Here is a 17,068-nt window from a genome sequence, read left to right as displayed (position 1 = left end):
GAAGACGGAATGTCAGTCGCCATTTAGTTTGACTGATCCAGCGCTTTCGCGAGCAGGCTCGCTCCCACATTGAAAGGAGATTCACCCATGAAAAAACTGCTGACCCTCGCCGCCGCCACGCTGCTGAGCGCCTGCCAATCAACCACACCCGCCGGCAAGGCCAGCCTCGACGGCGAAGTCTTCTACCTGCAACGCATCGCTTTGCCCCCGAGCGCGACTCTGAGCGTGAGCCTGCAAGATGTGTCGCTGGCCGATGCACCGGCCGTCGTCCTCGACCAACAGAACGGCCCGATCAAAGGCCAGGTGCCGCTGCCGTTTCATTTGAGCTACGATCCGGCGCAGGTCAAACCCGGCCATCGTTATTCGATCAGCGCACGCATTGAAGTCAACGGCGAGCTGATGTTCATCACCACCGAAAACCACGCCGTGCAACTCGACGGCAACGACCCGCAGCCGCTGAAAATCCGCGTCGACGCCGTTCGTTAATCCACTCGCCAAAGGAAGACGCCATGCGCCGCCCTACCCTTCGCTTCGCCGCCGCCTGCGCCGGCTTGCTGATCTCCGCCAACGCCCTGGCCCTGTCGCTCAGCGACCTGTCCCAGCAAGACGCCACCGGCGGCCTCAAGGACGCCCTGACCCAAGGCGCCCAGATCGCCGTGAAACAACTCGGCACCCCGGGCGGCTTCAGCAATAACCCCGAAGTGAAAATCGAACTGCCGGGCAAACTCGGCAAAGCCGCGAGCAAGATGAAAGCCTTCGGCATGGGCGCCCAGGTCGAAGAACTGGAAAACGCGATGAACAAAGCCGCCGAATCCGCCGTGACCCAGGCCCAGCCAATCCTCGTCGATGCAGTGAAGAAAATGAGCGTGGCCGACGCCAAAGGCATCCTCAGCGGCGGCAATGATTCGGCCACCCAATACCTGAACAAATCCAGCCGCGAACAGATCCGCGCGAAATTCCTGCCCATCGTCAAGCAAGCCACCGACAAGGTCGGCGTCGCGCAGAAGTACAACGCCTTCGCGGGCCAGGCCGCTGCGTTTGGCGTGGTGGACGCGAAGAGCGCCAATGTCGAGAACTACGTCACCGAGCAAGCGCTGAATGGCCTGTTCGAGATGATCGGCAAACAGGAAGAAACCATCCGCCAGAACCCGGCCGCTGCGGCGACGAGTCTGGCGAAGAAAGTGTTTGGTACGCTTTAAGTCGTTACAACATGGGGGCGATTCAATTCGCTCCCATGCTTGCCTCCACGTAAAGAACTACGTAAAAAAAACACCCACTCCCGCCCCATCTTCCTTCTCTCAAAAAGCTGCAATTGGTCCAGCTCTTCCAGAATCGACGCCGCCTCGCTACCCGAGCAGGAAAAATTTTCCGCGACATTGCTCGCCGTAAACTCCTTCGCCTCCCCGCTTTGAGCCACCTGATACACCGCGCGCTGCCGTTCCGTCAGTTGAGCAATTACGCCAGAGCTCGTCAGCCAGCGCTCAAAGTCCTGAGTGTCTGCCAGACTCTTGCGGTACACAGTTATAAAACCGACCACGGCTCGCAAAATCACCGCGCATTGAAACTCGATGAAATAAGTCAGATCCAGCTCATCTGCCTCGGTGTGCAGGTAGGAGCGTCCGTATTTCACCGGTGCATTGCGCAGCAGCAGACTGATCGCAATGTAGCGAAACGCCGCGAACTCATGTTTGAACATGAACCAGTAAAACAAGGCTCTCGCGACCCGTCCGTTACCGTCGCGAAATGGATGTTCATAACCCATGGCGAAATGCAGCGTCACGGCCTTGGTCAGTGGATGCAGATAATTTTTGTCCAGAATCGAGGCAGCGGGCCGGTTGATCCAGGCGGACAGCCTCGCCAACCGCGCAACCAATCCTGCAGCAGGAGGTGGTCGGTGCACGGTGTTGCCTGAACCATCCTGAACAACCACCTCATCATTGGTCCGGAACAATCCGGGGGAATACTGCCCGTCATCGATCCCCTCCACACCCACTCGATGGATCTCTGCAATCAGCTCAATGCTCAGAGGTTCATAACGCTTTTCCCAAGCGAAATTCATCATTCGATAATTCCCCATGACCATGCGCTCATCTGGCGTCCGCGGCTGGCGCTGATGCTTGAGCATGTCCTTGGCTACGCGCGTGGTAGTCGCCGCGCCCTCCAACTGGCTACTGGCGATGGCTTCGTCTTCGATCAGGTCATTGAGCAGACAAGAGAAATGCGCCCGCTCGCCGAGCTGACTGGTCATGTAATCCAGCGCGGCCGTACTGGCGTAACGATCCACCACAGCCAAGGTTTTCTGCGCCAACGGCGTTGGCACGTATTTGCCCCACTGCACCGGCTCGCCCAAGGGCAACAAATGAATGTACTGGGCCGCCCGCGCCTTCTTCACCAACGCCCAACAAAGGTTCGCGTCCAACCCTGCCGCCCAGCGAAAGCGCAACGCCTCGAATGGCAAGTAGCGCCCATGATCATCGAGCGGCTTGAGCAGCGCCAGATAATCCGCAAGTCGTTGCTTGTGTGGCGAGCGGGCCAACAGGTCGAAAACAGGATCCGTTCTGCCGGCTAATGTCGGTGGTTTCTTCATCAGACAGACTCAAGGACTCGGAAAAGCAGAACCCGGAGTACAGCATTGGACGGCCAGCGCCTCAAGATCGGAGGATTCTGAAAAAGCTGTAGGAAGGCAGCGTGAATTGGCGATTCGAAATGAATTGGCTGTCAGACCGCCTTCGCGAGCAGGCTCGCTCCCACAGAAAAGCAAGCAGCGCAGCTACCTGCGGCGAAGCCGCCCCACTCAACAATGAGCGCAAGCTCGAGTGCTCTTGATCTTGATCCACCGGCGACGTCGGAAGGCTGAGTGGAGGGATTGATCCGGGCGTGGGAGCGCAGCGACCGTCTGGCGCAGCCAGACACAGCGGAAGGAGGTGCAGCGAAGCAAACCGTAGCCGCTGCGCCCGGATCGATCCCGCAGCGAAGGAACCCGAGCCTGCGAGGGCCGAACGCAGGAGCAAGCGTTTTGGGTTACCTTTTTGGCGTTTGAAAAAGGTGACCCGCCGTAAGGGCGGAACCGTAATCAGCAACACCCACAGCAACGGATATACACCCAAAACCCCACGTCATGGTCGGCCCGAAGGCCGCCACGACACAAAAACCTCAAGCCTCCTTACGCACCCGAAACCAGGCCGCATACAACGCCGGCAAAAACAACAGCGTCAGCGCCGTAGCCACAATCAGCCCGCCCATGATCGCCACCGCCATCGGCCCGAAAAACACACTGCGCGACAGCGGAATCATCGCCAGCACCGCCGCCAGCGCCGTCAACACAATCGGCCTGAAGCGCCGCACCGTCGCCTCGATAATCGCCTGCCAAGGCTTAAGCCCCGAAGCGATATCCTGCTCGATCTGATCGACCAGAATCACCGAATTGCGCATGATCATCCCGGACAATGCGATGGTCCCCAGCATCGCCACAAACCCGAACGGCTGCCGGAACACCATCAGAAACAACGTCACCCCGATCAACCCCAACGGCGCCGTCAGAAACACCATCGCCGTGCGCGAGAAACTGCGCAACTGCACCATCAGCAAGGTCAGCACCACGACAATGAACATCGGCACCCCGGCATTCACCGACTTCTGCCCGCGCTCGGAATCCTCCACCGTGCCGCCGACATCCAGCAGATAACCATCGGGTAATTCGGCGCGAATCGGGTCCAGCGTCGGCATGATCTGCTTGACCAGCGTCGCCGGTTGCTCCTTGCCGTAAATGTCGGCGCGCACCGTCACGTTCGGCAGCCGATTGCGGTGCCAGATGATGCCTTCCTCGAAGCCGTATTCCAGCGTGGCAATCTGCGACAACGCCACACTGCGACCGTTATCCGTCGGCACCGCCAGGCTCGGCAACAACGACAATTCAGTGCGCTCGTGCACGGTGCCGCGCAGTAGAATCTCGATCAATTCGTTGTCTTCGCGGTACTGGCTGACGGTCGAGCCGACCAGCGAACTCTGCAGGAATTTCGCCAGATTGGCCGTGCTCACACCGAGGGCGCGGGCGCGATCCTGGTCGATGTTCAGGTAGACAACTTTGCTCGGCTCCTCCCAGTCCAGATGCACGTTGACCACATGCGGATTCTCGCGAACCTTTGCCGCCACTTTGCGCGCCAACGCACGGACTTCTTCGATGTGTTCACCGGTAACGCGGAACTGCACCGGATAGCCAACCGGCGGGCCGTTTTCCAAACGGGTGACCCGCGAACGCAGGGCCGGGAACTGTTCGTTGAGGGTTTCGATCAACCAGCTGCGCAGCGCTTCACGCTCTTCGATGGTTTTTGCCAGCACCACGAACTGGGCAAAACTCGCCGCCGGCAGTTGCTGATCCAGCGGCAGGTAGAAACGCGGCGAGCCGGTGCCGACGTAGGCCACGTAATTGTCGATGCCGGCGTGCTCCTTGAGCAGCGCTTCGAGGCGTTTGACTTCGCTGGTGGTATTGGCCAGAGAAACGCCTTCGGCCAGTTTCAGATCGACCATCAACTCCAGCCGGTTCGAAGCCGGGAAGAACTGCTGCGGGACGAATCGGAACAGCATCACCGAGGCAATGAACAGGCCCACGGTCAGCACGATCACCGTCTTGCGATGCGCCACGCACCACTCCACCAGACGCCGGACGCGCTGATAAAACGGCGTCGCATAGGGGTCCGGCTGACCATCGCCTGTGCCGTGTTTCGCCGCATGAATTTTCGCCAGATCCGGCAGGAGTTTTTCCCCCAGATACGGCACGAACATGACCGCCGCCACCCATGAGGCGAGCAAGGCAATGGTCACCACCTGGAAAATCGAGCGGGTATATTCGCCGGTTCCGGACTGCGCAGTGGCAATCGGCAGGAAACCGGCGGCGGTGATCAACGTGCCGGTAAGCATCGGGAATGCAGTGCTGGTCCAGGCATAACTCGCCGCGCGAATGCGGTCGAAACCCTGCTCCATTTTGATCGCCATCATTTCCACGGCGATGATCGCATCGTCCACCAGCAGACCCAGCGCCAGCACCAGCGCACCGAGGGAAATCTTGTGCAGGCCGATGCCGAGGTAATACATGCAGGCGAAGGTCATCGCCAGCACCAGCGGAATGGTCAGCGCGACGACCATGCCGGTGCGCACACCGAGAGAGAAGAAGCTCACCAGCAAGACGATCGCCAGTGCCTCGACCAACACCTGAACGAACTCGCCGACGCCGGTTTTTACCGCTGCCGGCTGATCGGACACCTTGCGCAACTGCATGCCGGCCGGGAGGTTTTTCTGGATCCGCGAGAACTCGCCCTCCAGCGCCTTGCCCAGCACCAGAATGTCGCCGCCGTCCTTCATCGCCACGGCCAGACCGATCGCATCGTCGCCCATGAAACGCATGCGCGGCGCCGGTGGGTCGCTGAAACCGCGACGCACATCGGCGATATCGGAGATACGGAACGTACGATCGGCGACGCGGATCGGAAAGTTCTTTATCTCTTCGACTGTCTGAAAATTCCCCGAGACGCGTAGCTGCAAGCGCTCGCTGCCGGTTTCAAAGAACCCCGCCGTGGACACCGCGTTCTGCTCTTCCAGCGCCTGCTGCACTGCCGCCAGCGGCAAGCCGAGGGTGGCGAGTTTGACGTTGGACAGCTCGACCCAGACTTTCTCGTCCTGTAACCCAAGCAGTTCGACCTTGCCAACGTCCTTGACCCTTTGCAGTTGAATCTGGATGCGGTCGGCGTAATCCTTGAGCACGGCGTAGTCGAAACCGTCACCGGTCAACGCATAGATATTGCCGAAGGTGGTGCCGAACTCATCGTTGAAGAACGGCCCCTGAATTCCCGGCGGCAAGGTCTGGCGGATATCGCCGACCTTCTTGCGCAACTGATACCAGAGATCGGGGATTTGCTTGGAGTGCATCGAGTCGCGGGCGATGAAGGTCACCTGGGACTCACCGGGGCGGGAGAACGACATGATGCGTTCGTACTCGCCGGTTTCCATCAGCTTCTTTTCGATGCGTTCGGTGACCTGGCGCGAGACCTCCTGCGCGGTCGCGCCGGGCCAGCGGGTCTGAATGACCATCGCCTTGAAGGTGAACGGCGGGTCTTCGCTCTGGCCGAGCTTGGTGTAGGACAACGCGCCGACAACGGCGAGCAAAAGCATCAGGAACAGTACGATCTGGCGATTACGCAACGCCCATTCTGAGAGGTTGAAGCGCATTGGGGCTTACTCCTTGTTCGCCAGATTGACCACACGGTTGGAGCGATCCACCGGCCGCACCTGCTGGCCGTCGAGCAGCACATGAACGCCGGCAGCCACTACCCAGTCGCTGGCATTGAGCCCCTCGAGCACCGCCACGCTTTTCTCGCCAAACGGACCGACCCGCACCGGGGTTTTCTTCAACGTGTTGTTGCCGTTGACCACCCAGACGTAGGTCGCGCCGTTTTCAGCGGTCAGCGCGGAAAGCGGTATCGACAGCGAGACACTGTCAGCCGATTGCACAAACACCCGGGCGCTCTGCCCCAGTTCAGCCGGCACTTTGCCGCTGGTGAATGAGATACGCGCGGCAAAAGTGCGTGAGCGCGGGTCGGCGGACGGCGACAACTCGCGGATCTGCCCGGCGAAGCGTTGATTTTGCTGTGCCCACAATTCCACGGTAACCGGCTGACCAACCTTGAAGCGGCCGAAGCTTTGCTCCGGCAGGCTGATCAACACTTCGCGCTCACCATCGGTGGCGAGGGTGAACACGGTTTGCCCGGCAGCGACCACCTGACCGACTTCCACCGAACGCTTGGCCACCACACCGTCCTGTGGCGCACGCAGCACCGCGTAACTGGCCTGGTTGGTCGAAACGTTGAATTCAGCTTTGATTTGTTTAAGGCGGGCTTCGCCGGAGCGATATAGATTTTCGGCATTGTCGTAGGCCGAGCGGCTGACCATCTGCCGATCCATCAGGGTTTTATAGCGATCACGTTCCGCGCGGACCAGGTTCAGATTGGCCTCGGCGGCGGCGACCTGCGCGCGGGTAGCTTCCAGTTGCAGGCGCACATCCTGCGGATCGAGTTCGGCCAGAGGCTGATCGGCTTTGACGCGCTGGCCTTCGTCGACCAGTCGTCGGCTGACTTTGCCGCCGATGCGGAACGCCAGATCAGGCTCATAGCGGGCTCGCACCTCGCCCGGATAACTTTCCATCGCCTGCGCCGAAGGCTCGGGTTGCACCACCATGGCCGGGCGCACGGTGACTTTCGTCACCTCCTCCTGACCGCACGCCGATAACAGGAACGCCAGACTGACTGGCACGGCAAAGGACAACGCATGGCGGAACATGGTGACGGACCTTTCGCGAATGAGGCTTGGAATATTTATACTGGCGGGTATGGTATTAATAGCAAACTCACCAGTCCAGTATTAAAAGCGAAGAATGTCGAACAATCTTTCAGCTCCAAACGGCCCGGGCCGCCCCAAGGATCTGGCCAAACGCCAGGCGATCCTGGATGCGGCGAAAACCCTGTTTCTTTGCCATGGCTACGCCAACACCAGCATGGACGCGGTGGCCAGCGAGGCGGGCGTGTCGAAGCTGACGGTCTACAGCCATTTCAACGACAAGGAGACGCTGTTCTCCGCCGCCGTCGTCGCGAAATGCGAGGAACAATTGCCGCCGCTGTTCTTCGAATTGCCGGACGGCATCGCGGTGGAAAATGTATTGCTGAACATTGCCCGGGGCTTTCACCAACTGATCAACAGCGATGAATCGGTGAACCTGCACCGTCTGATCATGGCGCTGGGCAGTCAGGACCCGAAGCTGTCGCTGATCTTCTTCGAGGCCGGCCCAGAGCGCGTGGTCAACGGCATGGAAGGTCTGCTGGCGAAAATCCATGCAACCGGCGCGCTGAGCATCGACCAGCCACGCAACGCCGCCGAGCACTTCTTCTGCCTGATCAAAGGGGCGGGAAATTTTCGTTTGTTGTACGGCTGCGGCGAGCCGCTGACCGGAGAGGAAGCGGAGCGGCATGTGCGGGAGGTGGTGGGGTTGTTTATGCGGGCTTACAAACCCTGACAGTTTTGCGGTGCTTGTGCAGACCGCTTCGCGAGCAGGCTCGCTCCCACACTGGAATGCATTTCCTACTGTGGGAGCGAGCCTGCTCGCGAATGGGGCGACGCGGTCTCAGGGCTTCAGCGCTTTCTTCGGATAAATGTCATACCGGCTCGATTTGCCATCCAGCGCATGGCTCGGTTTCGGCCCTTCGATGCACGGTGCCTTGCGCGGGCGCTTGACCACCACCCGGTGCGTGGCCAGCGCCAGCGCGGCTTCAAGCAGGGCCGGTGCATCCGGATCATCACCGACCAGCGGGCGGAACAGGCGCATTTCCTTTTTCACCAGCGCGGTTTTCTCGCGATGCGGGAACATCGGGTCGAGATAGATCACCTGCGGCGGCTCCCCTTCCCAACTGCGCATCACTTCGATGGAGTTGCCCTTGAGCAATTTCATCCGCGCCACGATCGGCGACACGTCGAAATCTTCTGCCGCCCGCGCCAAGCCGTCCTCAAGCAGTGCGCCGATCAGCGGCTGACGCTCGATCAGGCTCATTTCACAACCGAGACTGGCCAGCACAAATGCATCCTTGCCCAAGCCCGCCGTGGCATCCAGCACGCGCGGGCGCACGCCTTGGGCGATGCCGACAGCCTTGGCAATCATCTGGCCGCTGCCGCCGCCATACAAACGACGATGCGCCGCGCCGCCTTCGACGAAGTCGACCCGCACCGGTCCAGGCGCATCCGGGCCAAGCTGCTGCAACTGCAAACCCTGCTCGCCGACCTGCAAGGCGAACTCGCCGTCGGCCTCGCCGAGCGGCAGGCCGAGACGTTCGGCCCAGTGTTCGGCTTGCGCTTGAAACGTCGGGGCGAGGGCCTGGACATGGATGCGGCAGGCCGCGGGTGACTCGATCATGAAAAAACGCTCAAAAAAGTTAAGGATCGACAAAAACCGCCGATAAACCATTCAACGCGCATTTTGCCAGAGCTGAGCGTCAACCGAAAAAAATGTCAGGCATTCTTCCCACATCGATTGGCTACGTTTCGCCCCATGGCGACTTCAGCCGTCATAACACTCAAGCACTGAGCGGCGTCAGTCACCTGTGGCAGGATTTCTTTGCCCAGGCTCTGGCCGAACAGACGAGTGAAGTGGTGCCTGCCTGTGGCACGTTTCCACCGGTTGACCTGAACAGCCCGGAAGAACCAACCGTTGGCAGCGAGTTGCACGCGCACATCGTCAGCCAGCGCGAATGCGATGTGGTCGAAACCCAGGTTCGCCCGCCGGAGCCACTGTTCCTGCCGATCGCCGAGTTCGAAATGGAGCTGCTGGACAAGCCGTTCCCACCGTTCCCGCCGGAAGAGCTCAAAGCCCAGCAAGAGCAACAGGATTTCGACAGCAGCTGGGTACGCCCGATTGTGATCAACAATGGCCAGCCAGTGCCGGAGCCAGGCCCTGCGCCGCAGAAACGTCCGCTGTACCTGCCGATTGCCGAGTTCGATCTGGACTTGCTGCAGAAGCCTTACCCGCCGTTCCCGCCGGAAGAAATCGTCGAGCAGCAGAAAGCTCTGGACTTCGATAACGGCTGGGCTCGCCCGATCGTTCTGCAGAACCTGCGCCTCGCCGCCTGATCCTCAGCGACACACGCTCCAGCGCCCGACATCGACATGAAAGTGATTGCGATGGGCGGCGTTGTAGTCCGGACTCAACACCACACTGAATGACTCACAGGCGCCGTCGCGCAGTTGGCGGAGAAACTCTGCGTCCTGGTTTTGCTTGGGCCAATCCCTGAGCACGCTGATCGTGCGTCCGCCAGCCAAACGGAAACCGGCAATGTCCAGCGCGTCGGCACTGGCATGTCGACTGAGGGCACCGCTCTCACGGTTGTAGACATTGCGACAGGCAAAGCTGCCGAGGTGATCGACACGCGCGATCTTCTGGCCATAAGCCGATTGCGCGGCCGGTTGCAGGGTGTGGTGTTCGAACATCGCGTACGCCACCGCCAGCGGGCAACTGGCAATGAAACTGCTGCTCAGCGCCACTCCACCGCCCTGCACCCGCAGAGCACCGACCAGCGGACACTTGGCGCCGGGGCTGTCGGCCTGGGGGCTGACGCGCAGATCCGAGCTGCTCAGCGCCTGTGCGCAAAGCTCAGGATCGCTGCGCAGGCGCATGAGTTTGTAACCGGTCAGCCAGTTGGGCGCGGCTTTTATGTCCAATGGCGCCCACGGGTTCCACTGCGGCGGCACGTCCAGCCAGCCACGCCAGACACTCACCGCGCCACCAGCGATCGCGAGCAACACCCCCCAGAACAGCCAACGTCCCATGCTCAGTCCTTGCAGAGTTGATTGGCCTTGGCATACGGCATCGACTGTGACGTGAAGCCAAAGGTGCCGGATTGCTGGATTTCCTCAGCCGCGCGGAAGAACTCGCCGAACGCCGCCAGCGCCAGTGCCGAGCCGGTGCTGATCCGCCGGACGCCCAGTTCCTCGAGCTGTTGCACGGTCAGTTTCAAACCGCCAGACATCAACACATTGACCGGTTTCGGCGCCACCGCTTGCACCACTGCGCGCACTTCTTCGGCGCTGCGCAAACCCGGCGCATAGAGCACGTCGGCTCCGGCTTCGGCAAATGCCTGCAAACGGCGAATGGTGTCGTCAAGATCGGGGTTGCCGTGCAGGTAATTTTCCGCGCGAGCGGTGAGGATGAAGGGAAACGGCAGGGTGCGCACCGCCGCGACAGCGGCTTCAATCCGTGCAACGGCGTGTTCGAAGCAATAGATCGGCGCGTCCGCACGGCCCGAAGCGTCCTCGATCGACCCGCCCACCGCGCCCGCTTCGGCGGCGCGCAACAGACTCTGCGCAGACTCGACCGGATCATCGGCAAAGCCGTTTTCCAGATCCACCGCCACCGGCAGATCCGTCGCTGCGACAATCGCCCGGACATTGGCCAGGGTCTCGTCGAGATTCAACGCGCCATCAGGCTTGCCTTGGGAAAACGCGTAACCAGCGCTGGTGGTGGCCAAGGCCTGATAACCGAGACTGGCGAGCATCTTCGCCGAGCCGGCATCCCACGGATTAGGGATGACGAAGATCCCCTGGCGATCATGCAGCGCTTTGAAGGCTTGGGCTTTGAGGCGTTGCTGTTGACTGACTTGGACGTTCATCGACGGCCTCCCGGGCAGAAAAAACCCGCCTCAGAGCAAGCCAAGCTGCTCGGCGGCGGGTTCTCTGTATAGCTCAGGCAGCGCGGGCAAGCCAGGCAAACGTTGCATCAGTTGGGAGTGAAAACGCTGCGCCAGTTTCGCTGCCAACAGGTTATCGGCGGTATGCAGAAAGACGTAGGGCGTGCGCCCCTCTTCGATCCATTCAGCAATCTTCGCCACCCACGGCACGAGAAACGCATCGTTGGCCTCAAGCTCGGGATGGCCGATGAAGCGCACCTGCGGAAACTGCGTGAACGCCGCCGGACGGGTGGGCACTCGCGGCTTTTTCGACTGCGCGTGGATCACCGAGGACTCGGTCGACAAGCAGCTGAACAGCGCGCGCGGGTCGAGACAGATGCGCTCGACACCGCGATCCAGCAACAGACGATTGAGCAGACGCTCGCTCTCGCCCTTGGCGAAGAACTGTTCATTGCGCACCTCGACCGCAAGCGGGCAATCCAGTGCATCGATAAACGCCGCGAGCTCCGGCAGACGCTGCGGCGTGAAGCTTTTCGACAGTTGCAGCCACAGCGGCGAAACACGTTCGCCTAACGGCTTGAGTAATTGCAGGAAGGTTTCGGCAGCGGTCAGTTGCTCGCGCAAGTCGCCGCTGTGGCTGATGTCGCCGGGGAATTTGGCAGTGAAGCGAAAGTGCGCCGGCATGATCTCGGCCCAGCGTTGCACAGTGGCTGGCGACGGGCTGGCGTAGAAGGTGGTGTTGCCTTCGACGGCGTTGAACACCTGGCAGTAGAGAGCGAGAAAGTCGGAGGTTTTTGCGTCTACCGGATACAGATACTCGCGCCAGGCATTTTCGCTCCAGGACGGGCAACCGAGGTAGTAAGGCAGATCCATCAGATATACAGATCGAGGCCCAGCACGTCTGCGTCCCAATCGACAAAACCGGCGGTGCTCAGGTAGCTGGCCAGGGCCATGGCTACGCTTTTCTTCATCGCGCGGTGGTAGATCATGTCTTGCTGACGGGCAGGCAGGTTGCTCAGGCGTTGCGCGGTAGCTTGGGCAGCACGGGCGGCCAACTGCTCTTCGCTCGGGAATTCCAGCTCGCCGTCGATGATCTCGACGGACTCATCCAGCGCCGCATTGCCTTTACGCGGCTTGCGCTTGATGGGGTAGGACTGAGTGGAAACGCCGTCTATACGCATAATGTCATGCTCGGTATCAATGATGGCAATTTAGCGGCACTTGACCGACTTAGCAAACCGCCGAGTGATAACTAGAACACATAAAGCGCAAAAGGTTTTAAGCGAGGGGGCAGAAACTGACGATTGGCGATATTTGTATGTGACCGCGAACCTGTGGGAACGAGCCTGCTCGCGAAGGGTTCAGCACATTCAACACATGCATTGACTGACCAGAAGCCTTCGCGAGCAGGCTCGCTCCCACAGGAGAAAGTGTCGTATCAGCGGGCTTTGGGGGTGGCAACTTTATCGCGCAAGTAAACCGGCTGCGCGTCATCTGCCGGGATCGCCTCACCGCGCTCCCAGGCGAAACGCGCCAGGGTCAGCAGGTCTTCGGCGTGGGGCAGCATGCCGGCGTCGGAGCCGCTCAGATTGACCGCGATGCGCTCGCCGTAACCCCAACCGGTACCGGCACCGAACCAATCGCCACTGGCATCAGCGGGCAACGCGGCGACTTCCGGCGGCAACACGGCTTCGGCACCAACCAGACGCATCTCCCCCGCCGTCTCGCGGTAGCAGCCCCAATACACTTCATCCATCCGCGCATCGATCGCAGCCGCGACCTGGCTTGCGCCATGTTCACGAAAGGCACGCTGGGCCAGCACGGCAAGGTTGGATACCGGCAACACCGGACGATCCAGAGCAAAGGCCAAACCCTGCACCACACCAATGGCAATGCGCACACCGGTAAACGCGCCCGGGCCACGGCCGAAAGCAATCGCGTCGACCGCTTGCAGCGTGGTGCCGGCATCGGCGAGCAATTGCTGAATCATCGGCAGCAGCTTCTGCGCATGCAGGCGCGGGATCACCTCGTAATGGCTCGTGACCTTGCCGTCATGCAGCAAGGCAACGGAGCAAGCTTCAGTCGCGGTGTCCAGGGCCAGCAAGGTGCTCATCGATGTTTCCAAAACAGGGGTGGGAAAAAGTGCGTCAGTATAAACAACAACGGCCCGCAAGCGGGCCGTGGATGATGCAGCCGATCAGACTTTTCAGCTCAGCGCGGCCAGCACCTTGGTGGTGATTGCATCAACCGAACCCACGCCTTCGATGTGGCTGTACTTTGGCTTGCCGCCGTTCTTGGCGGAAAGGTTCTGGTAGAACTCCACCAGCGGTTTGGTCTGCGAGTGGTAGACCGACAGGCGATGACGCACGGTCTCTTCGGTGTCGTCCTTGCGCTGTACCAGCTCTTCGCCGGTGATGTCGTCCTTGCCAGCCAGTTTCGGCGGGTTGTAGACGATGTGGTAAACACGGCCGCTGGCTTCGTGAACACGGCGACCGGCGATGCGCTGAACGATTTCTTCGTCTTCTACAGCGATCTCGACCACGGCATCCAGCTCGACGCCGGCAGTGACCAGCGCTTCAGCCTGCGGAATGGTGCGCGGGAAGCCGTCGAACAGGAAACCGTTGGCGCAATCAGGTTGAGCGATGCGGTCCTTGACCAGCGCGATGATCAGGTCATCCGACACCAGGCCGCCGGCATCCATGATGCTCTTGGCTTGCACGCCCAGTGGAGTGCCAGCCTTGACCGCAGCACGCAGCATGTCGCCGGTGGAGATTTGCGGAATGCCGAATTTCTCGGTGATGAACTTTGCCTGAGTACCTTTACCGGCCCCGGGAGCTCCCAGCAGAATGACGCGCATCGATGTGCTCCTCAATTTTTTATATAAAAGCTTTACAAAACAAAGGATTCGCTCGTAACCGGCGGATCCTGAAAATACGGGTCGTGGCCGCACAAACGGCCAAAGGCTGATCAAGATACACAGCAGGCTGCGCCCACACAAGACGCCAAAAGTCGGAGAAACCGACGCCCGCCGTGACCTCGCGACGCGGTAACCCAAGTCGCAACCCCTACATTAACTGTCGCCTCGCGGCACTTTCCTACAGCAGGAGAAGCGGCATCCGACCCTTGTCGCGAATGCCGCCTGAGGTGATCAGCAACCTTAGCCGGTATTGCGCAATCCGGCGGCAATCCCCGCCACAGACACCAGCAGCGCCTGTTCCACCGGGCTGCCCTGCTCGACATCCTGCTGCCGCGAACGCGCCAACAGTTCCGCCTGCAATAGATGCAGCGGGTCGAGGTAGGTGTTGCGCAAGCGGATGAATTCGAGGGTGTCCGGACTGTGCGCCAGCAGCTGCGACTGCCCGGTCAGACCGAGCACGACGGAGCATGCCTGCGACAATAGGTCGCGTAACTGCGCGCCCAATGGCAGCAGATCAGCTTCAACCAGACGCTCGTCGTAGGACTGCGCAATATCTGCATCAGCCTTGGCCAGGACCATTTCCAGCATATCGATACGGGTGCGGAAGAACGGCCATTGTTCGCGCATCTGCCCCAGCAACTCACCTTCGCCGCGCTCCAGCGCCTTGCTCAGCGCCGTCTCCCAACCCAGCCAGGCCGGCAACATCAATCGGGTTTGGGTCCAACCGAAAATCCACGGGATCGCCCGCAGGCTTTCGATACCGCCGGCGCGACGTTTGGCCGGGCGACTGCCCAGAGGCAAACGTCCCAATTCCTGCTCCGGGGTCGACTGCCGGAAATACTCGACGAATTGCGGATTTTCCCGCACCACCTGGCGGTAAGCGCTGACACCGTCCGCCGCCAGTTCGTCCATCAGATGGCGCCATTCCGGAGTCGGCGGCGGCGGTGGCAGCAAGGTCGCCTCAAGCACGGCGGCCAGATACAGATTGAGGTTTTGCTCGGCGATGTCCGGCAGGCCGAATTTGAAACGAATCATTTCTCCCTGCTCGGTGGTGCGGAAACGTCCCGCCACCGAACCCGGTGGTTGCGACAGAATCGCCGCGTGCGCCGGACCGCCACCACGCCCCACGGTGCCGCCGCGACCGTGGAACAGCAGCAATTCGACTTGCTGCTCACGGCAGATTTCCACCAGTCGTTCCTGCGCGCGATATTGCGCCCACGCCGCAGCGGTGGTGCCGGCGTCCTTGGCCGAGTCGGAATAGCCGATCATCACTTCCTGCGGGCCGTGCAAACGCGCGCGATAGCCCGGCAAGAGCAGCAGACGTTCCATCACCGGCCCGGCGTTGTCGAGGTCGGCGAGGGTTTCGAACAGCGGCACCACGCGCATCGGCCGCAGTACGCCGGATTCCTTGAGCAGCAGTTGCACCGCGAGCACATCGGAAGCGGCGCCAGCCATGGAGATCACGTAGGAGCCCAGCGACGCAGCGGGTGCGGCGGCGATTTCCTTGCAGGTGTTGAGCACTTCAGCGGTGTCCGCCGACGGTTTGAAATGCGCGGGCAGCAAAGGGCGACGGTTGCTCAATTCTTCGGTGAGGAAGTTGATGCGCTGTTCTTCGTCCCATTCCTCATAGCGGCCGAGGCCGAGGTAATCGGTGATTTCCGTCATCGCCGAGCTGTGCCGGGTCGAATCCTGACGCACATCGAGGCGCACCAGAAACAGGCCGAACGTCACCGCCCGACGCAGGCAATCGAGCAACGGCCCGTCGGCGATGACGCCCATGCCGCATTCGTGCAGCGAGTTGAAACACAACTGCAAAGGCTCGAGCAGATCGCGATTGTCGTGTAGCACATCGGCGGTTGCCGGGGTCGGCGCGGTCAACGCGGCATGCGCCCAGTTGCGTGTGGCGCGCAGGCGTTCGCGCAGTTGCTTGAGCACCGCGCGATACGGTTCGGCACTGTCGCCAGCCTTGGCCTTCAGCGCGTCGCTGGCCTGCTGCATCGACAGCTCGGCAGCAAGATGATCGACATCGCGCAGGTACAAATCAGCGGCCATCCAGCGCGCCAGCAGCAAGACTTCGCGAGTGACGGCGGCGGTGACATTGGGGTTGCCGTCACGGTCGCCTCCCATCCACGAAGCGAAGCGGATCGGCGCGGCTTCCAGCGGCAAGCGCAGGCCCGTAGCGGCGAACAGCGCCTGATCGGCTTTGCGCATATGGTTGGGGATCGCCTGCCACAACGAATGCTCGATCACCGCGAAGCCCCACTTGGCTTCATCGACCGGCGTCGGGCGGGTGCGGCGGATTTCTTCGGTGTGCCAGGCTTCGGCGATCAGCCGTTGCAGTTTGCTCTGGATCTGCTCGCGCTCGGCGCTGGTCAGGTCGCGATGGTCCTGCGCGGCCAGTTGCGCGGCGATCGCGTCGTACTTCTGGATCAACGTGCGTCGCGCCACTTCGGTCGGGTGCGCGGTCAGCACCAGTTCGATTTCCAGCCGCGCCAGCTGCCGGGCCAGAGATTCGGCGCTGTGCCCTTCGCTGCGCAGGCGCGCGAGCAGTTCCGGCAACACCCGCGACTCGAACGGCGCCGGTTGCGACTCCTCGCGGCGATGGATCAGCTGGTACTGCTCGGCAATGTTGGCCAGGTTGAGAAACTGATTGAAGGCCCGCGCGACCGGGAGCAATTCGTCTTCGCTCAATTGATTGAGGCTGGCGCTCAGTTCAGCGTCCATCGAGCCGCGCCGGTCGGCCTTGGCGCCTTTGCGAATCTGCTCGATCTTGTCGAGGAACGCCTCGCCGTACTGGTCTCGAATGGTGTTGCCCAACAGCTCTCCGAGCAGGTGAACATCTTCGCGCAAGCGTGCATCAATATCGGTCATCAGCAGTTCTCCAGCGGTAATCGGGGACAGCGCAGAAACGAATGCTTTGCCAGAGAGTGCCGCT

General features: G+C 61.0%; 15 protein-coding genes. 4 read left to right on the top strand and 11 right to left on the bottom strand.

Annotation, left to right across the window (positions count from 1 at the left end; genetic code table 11):
- The first annotated feature begins 87 nt into the window (after nucleotides 1-87).
- On the top strand, nucleotides 88-486 hold the full coding sequence (locus AB9L16_RS04915) for a YbaY family lipoprotein (RefSeq protein ID WP_137215256.1): 399 nt from the start codon (nucleotides 88-90) through the stop codon (nucleotides 484-486).
- A 23-nt stretch (nucleotides 487-509) separates the two neighbouring features.
- Nucleotides 510-1,199 carry a DUF4197 domain-containing protein gene (locus tag AB9L16_RS04910; RefSeq protein ID WP_252868864.1) on the top strand — a complete coding sequence of 230 codons (690 nt, stop codon included), beginning with the start codon at nucleotides 510-512 and terminating at the stop codon, nucleotides 1,197-1,199.
- On the opposite strand, the gene AB9L16_RS04905 is transcribed toward AB9L16_RS04910, so the two are convergent.
- The 3 genes from AB9L16_RS04905 to AB9L16_RS04895 all read right to left on the bottom strand — a co-directional run bounded on the left by AB9L16_RS04905 (nucleotide 1,196) and on the right by AB9L16_RS04895 (nucleotide 7,329).
- A complete protein-coding gene (locus AB9L16_RS04905) occupies nucleotides 1,196-2,587 on the bottom strand; it encodes a Fic family protein (RefSeq protein ID WP_252868863.1) in 1,392 nt (463 codons plus the stop codon). The genes AB9L16_RS04910 and AB9L16_RS04905 overlap by 4 nt on opposite strands.
- A gap of 566 nt (nucleotides 2,588-3,153) precedes the next feature.
- Nucleotides 3,154-6,222 carry an efflux RND transporter permease subunit gene (locus tag AB9L16_RS04900; RefSeq protein WP_375123185.1) on the bottom strand — a complete coding sequence of 1,023 codons (3,069 nt, stop codon included), beginning with the start codon at nucleotides 6,220-6,222 and terminating at the stop codon, nucleotides 3,154-3,156.
- Between the two features lie 6 nt (nucleotides 6,223-6,228).
- Nucleotides 6,229-7,329 carry an efflux RND transporter periplasmic adaptor subunit gene (locus AB9L16_RS04895; protein ID WP_041478148.1) on the bottom strand — a complete coding sequence of 367 codons (1,101 nt, stop codon included), beginning with the start codon at nucleotides 7,327-7,329 and terminating at the stop codon, nucleotides 6,229-6,231.
- A 94-nt stretch (nucleotides 7,330-7,423) separates the two neighbouring features.
- On the opposite strand from AB9L16_RS04895, the gene AB9L16_RS04890 reads away from it, so the two are divergent.
- A complete protein-coding gene (locus AB9L16_RS04890; protein ID WP_056783182.1) occupies nucleotides 7,424-8,059 on the top strand; it encodes a TetR/AcrR family transcriptional regulator in 636 nt (211 codons plus the stop codon).
- 108 nt (nucleotides 8,060-8,167) lie between these two features.
- Here the strand turns inward: AB9L16_RS04890 and AB9L16_RS04885 are convergent, their stop codons facing one another.
- Entirely contained in the window at nucleotides 8,168-8,950 is a 783-nt protein-coding gene (locus AB9L16_RS04885; RefSeq protein WP_375123184.1) for a class I SAM-dependent methyltransferase, read from the bottom strand.
- Between the two features lie 92 nt (nucleotides 8,951-9,042).
- Here AB9L16_RS04885 and AB9L16_RS04880 point away from each other — a divergent pair, with 92 nt between their 5' ends.
- The gene (locus AB9L16_RS04880; RefSeq protein ID WP_056783179.1) at nucleotides 9,043-9,663 is read left to right on the top strand and encodes a hypothetical protein; all 621 of its coding nucleotides are present in this window, start codon (nucleotides 9,043-9,045) and stop codon (nucleotides 9,661-9,663) included.
- Between the two features lie 3 nt (nucleotides 9,664-9,666).
- Here the strand turns inward: AB9L16_RS04880 and AB9L16_RS04875 are convergent, their stop codons facing one another.
- The 7 genes from AB9L16_RS04875 to ppc form a co-directional block, all read right to left on the bottom strand.
- The gene (locus AB9L16_RS04875) at nucleotides 9,667-10,359 is read right to left on the bottom strand and encodes an extensin family protein (RefSeq protein ID WP_305382295.1); all 693 of its coding nucleotides are present in this window, start codon (nucleotides 10,357-10,359) and stop codon (nucleotides 9,667-9,669) included.
- A 2-nt stretch (nucleotides 10,360-10,361) separates the two neighbouring features.
- Nucleotides 10,362-11,198, bottom strand: a complete 837-nt coding sequence (locus AB9L16_RS04870) for an oxaloacetate decarboxylase (RefSeq protein WP_375123183.1) — start codon at nucleotides 11,196-11,198, stop codon at nucleotides 10,362-10,364.
- Between the two features lie 30 nt (nucleotides 11,199-11,228).
- A complete protein-coding gene (locus AB9L16_RS04865; protein WP_236168075.1) occupies nucleotides 11,229-12,089 on the bottom strand; it encodes a DUF72 domain-containing protein in 861 nt (286 codons plus the stop codon).
- Complete coding sequence (locus tag AB9L16_RS04860) at nucleotides 12,089-12,397, bottom strand: hypothetical protein (protein WP_016771497.1); 309 nt, start codon at nucleotides 12,395-12,397, stop codon at nucleotides 12,089-12,091. Before AB9L16_RS04860 ends, AB9L16_RS04865 begins: the two co-directional genes overlap by 1 nt.
- Nucleotides 12,398-12,654: 257 nt before the next feature.
- Nucleotides 12,655-13,329: a tRNA (adenosine(37)-N6)-threonylcarbamoyltransferase complex dimerization subunit type 1 TsaB gene (gene tsaB, locus AB9L16_RS04855; RefSeq protein ID WP_056783172.1), complete on the bottom strand. Its 675-nt coding sequence runs from the start codon at nucleotides 13,327-13,329 to the stop codon at nucleotides 12,655-12,657.
- 93 nt (nucleotides 13,330-13,422) lie between these two features.
- Complete coding sequence (gene adk / locus AB9L16_RS04850; protein ID WP_056783171.1) at nucleotides 13,423-14,073, bottom strand: adenylate kinase; 651 nt, start codon at nucleotides 14,071-14,073, stop codon at nucleotides 13,423-13,425.
- A 300-nt stretch (nucleotides 14,074-14,373) separates the two neighbouring features.
- On the bottom strand, nucleotides 14,374-17,004 hold the full coding sequence (ppc, locus tag AB9L16_RS04845) for a phosphoenolpyruvate carboxylase (protein ID WP_252883244.1): 2,631 nt from the start codon (nucleotides 17,002-17,004) through the stop codon (nucleotides 14,374-14,376).
- Nucleotides 17,005-17,068: the final 64 nt, after the last annotated feature.

The organism is Pseudomonas sp. LW8 (assembly GCF_041956865.1).
Taxonomy (GTDB): Bacteria; Pseudomonadota; Gammaproteobacteria; order Pseudomonadales; family Pseudomonadaceae; genus Aquipseudomonas; species Aquipseudomonas siliginis.
This window is presented reverse-complemented; position numbering and strand designations above follow the sequence as displayed.

Excerpts from the sequence above, each read along its gene's own strand:
- AB9L16_RS04915 (WP_137215256.1), top strand. The coding sequence starts at position 88 with ATGAAAAAACTGCTGACCCTCGCCGCCGCCACGCTGCTGAGCGCCTGC.
- AB9L16_RS04910 (WP_252868864.1), top strand. The coding sequence starts at position 510 with ATGCGCCGCCCTACCCTTCGCTTCGCCGCCGCCTGCGCCGGCTTGCTG.
- AB9L16_RS04905 (WP_252868863.1), bottom strand. The coding sequence starts at position 2,587 with ATGAAGAAACCACCGACATTAGCCGGCAGAACGGATCCTGTTTTCGAC.
- AB9L16_RS04900 (WP_375123185.1), bottom strand. The coding sequence starts at position 6,222 with ATGCGCTTCAACCTCTCAGAATGGGCGTTGCGTAATCGCCAGATCGTA.
- AB9L16_RS04895 (WP_041478148.1), bottom strand. The coding sequence starts at position 7,329 with ATGTTCCGCCATGCGTTGTCCTTTGCCGTGCCAGTCAGTCTGGCGTTC.
- AB9L16_RS04890 (WP_056783182.1), top strand. The coding sequence starts at position 7,424 with ATGTCGAACAATCTTTCAGCTCCAAACGGCCCGGGCCGCCCCAAGGAT.
- AB9L16_RS04885 (WP_375123184.1), bottom strand. The coding sequence starts at position 8,950 with ATGATCGAGTCACCCGCGGCCTGCCGCATCCATGTCCAGGCCCTCGCC.
- AB9L16_RS04880 (WP_056783179.1), top strand. The coding sequence starts at position 9,043 with ATGTCAGGCATTCTTCCCACATCGATTGGCTACGTTTCGCCCCATGGC.
- AB9L16_RS04875 (WP_305382295.1), bottom strand. The coding sequence starts at position 10,359 with ATGGGACGTTGGCTGTTCTGGGGGGTGTTGCTCGCGATCGCTGGTGGC.
- AB9L16_RS04870 (WP_375123183.1), bottom strand. The coding sequence starts at position 11,198 with ATGAACGTCCAAGTCAGTCAACAGCAACGCCTCAAAGCCCAAGCCTTC.
- AB9L16_RS04865 (WP_236168075.1), bottom strand. The coding sequence starts at position 12,089 with ATGGATCTGCCTTACTACCTCGGTTGCCCGTCCTGGAGCGAAAATGCC.
- AB9L16_RS04860 (WP_016771497.1), bottom strand. The coding sequence starts at position 12,397 with ATGCGTATAGACGGCGTTTCCACTCAGTCCTACCCCATCAAGCGCAAG.
- tsaB (WP_056783172.1), bottom strand. The coding sequence starts at position 13,329 with ATGAGCACCTTGCTGGCCCTGGACACCGCGACTGAAGCTTGCTCCGTT.
- adk (WP_056783171.1), bottom strand. The coding sequence starts at position 14,073 with ATGCGCGTCATTCTGCTGGGAGCTCCCGGGGCCGGTAAAGGTACTCAG.
- ppc (WP_252883244.1), bottom strand. The coding sequence starts at position 17,004 with ATGACCGATATTGATGCACGCTTGCGCGAAGATGTTCACCTGCTCGGA.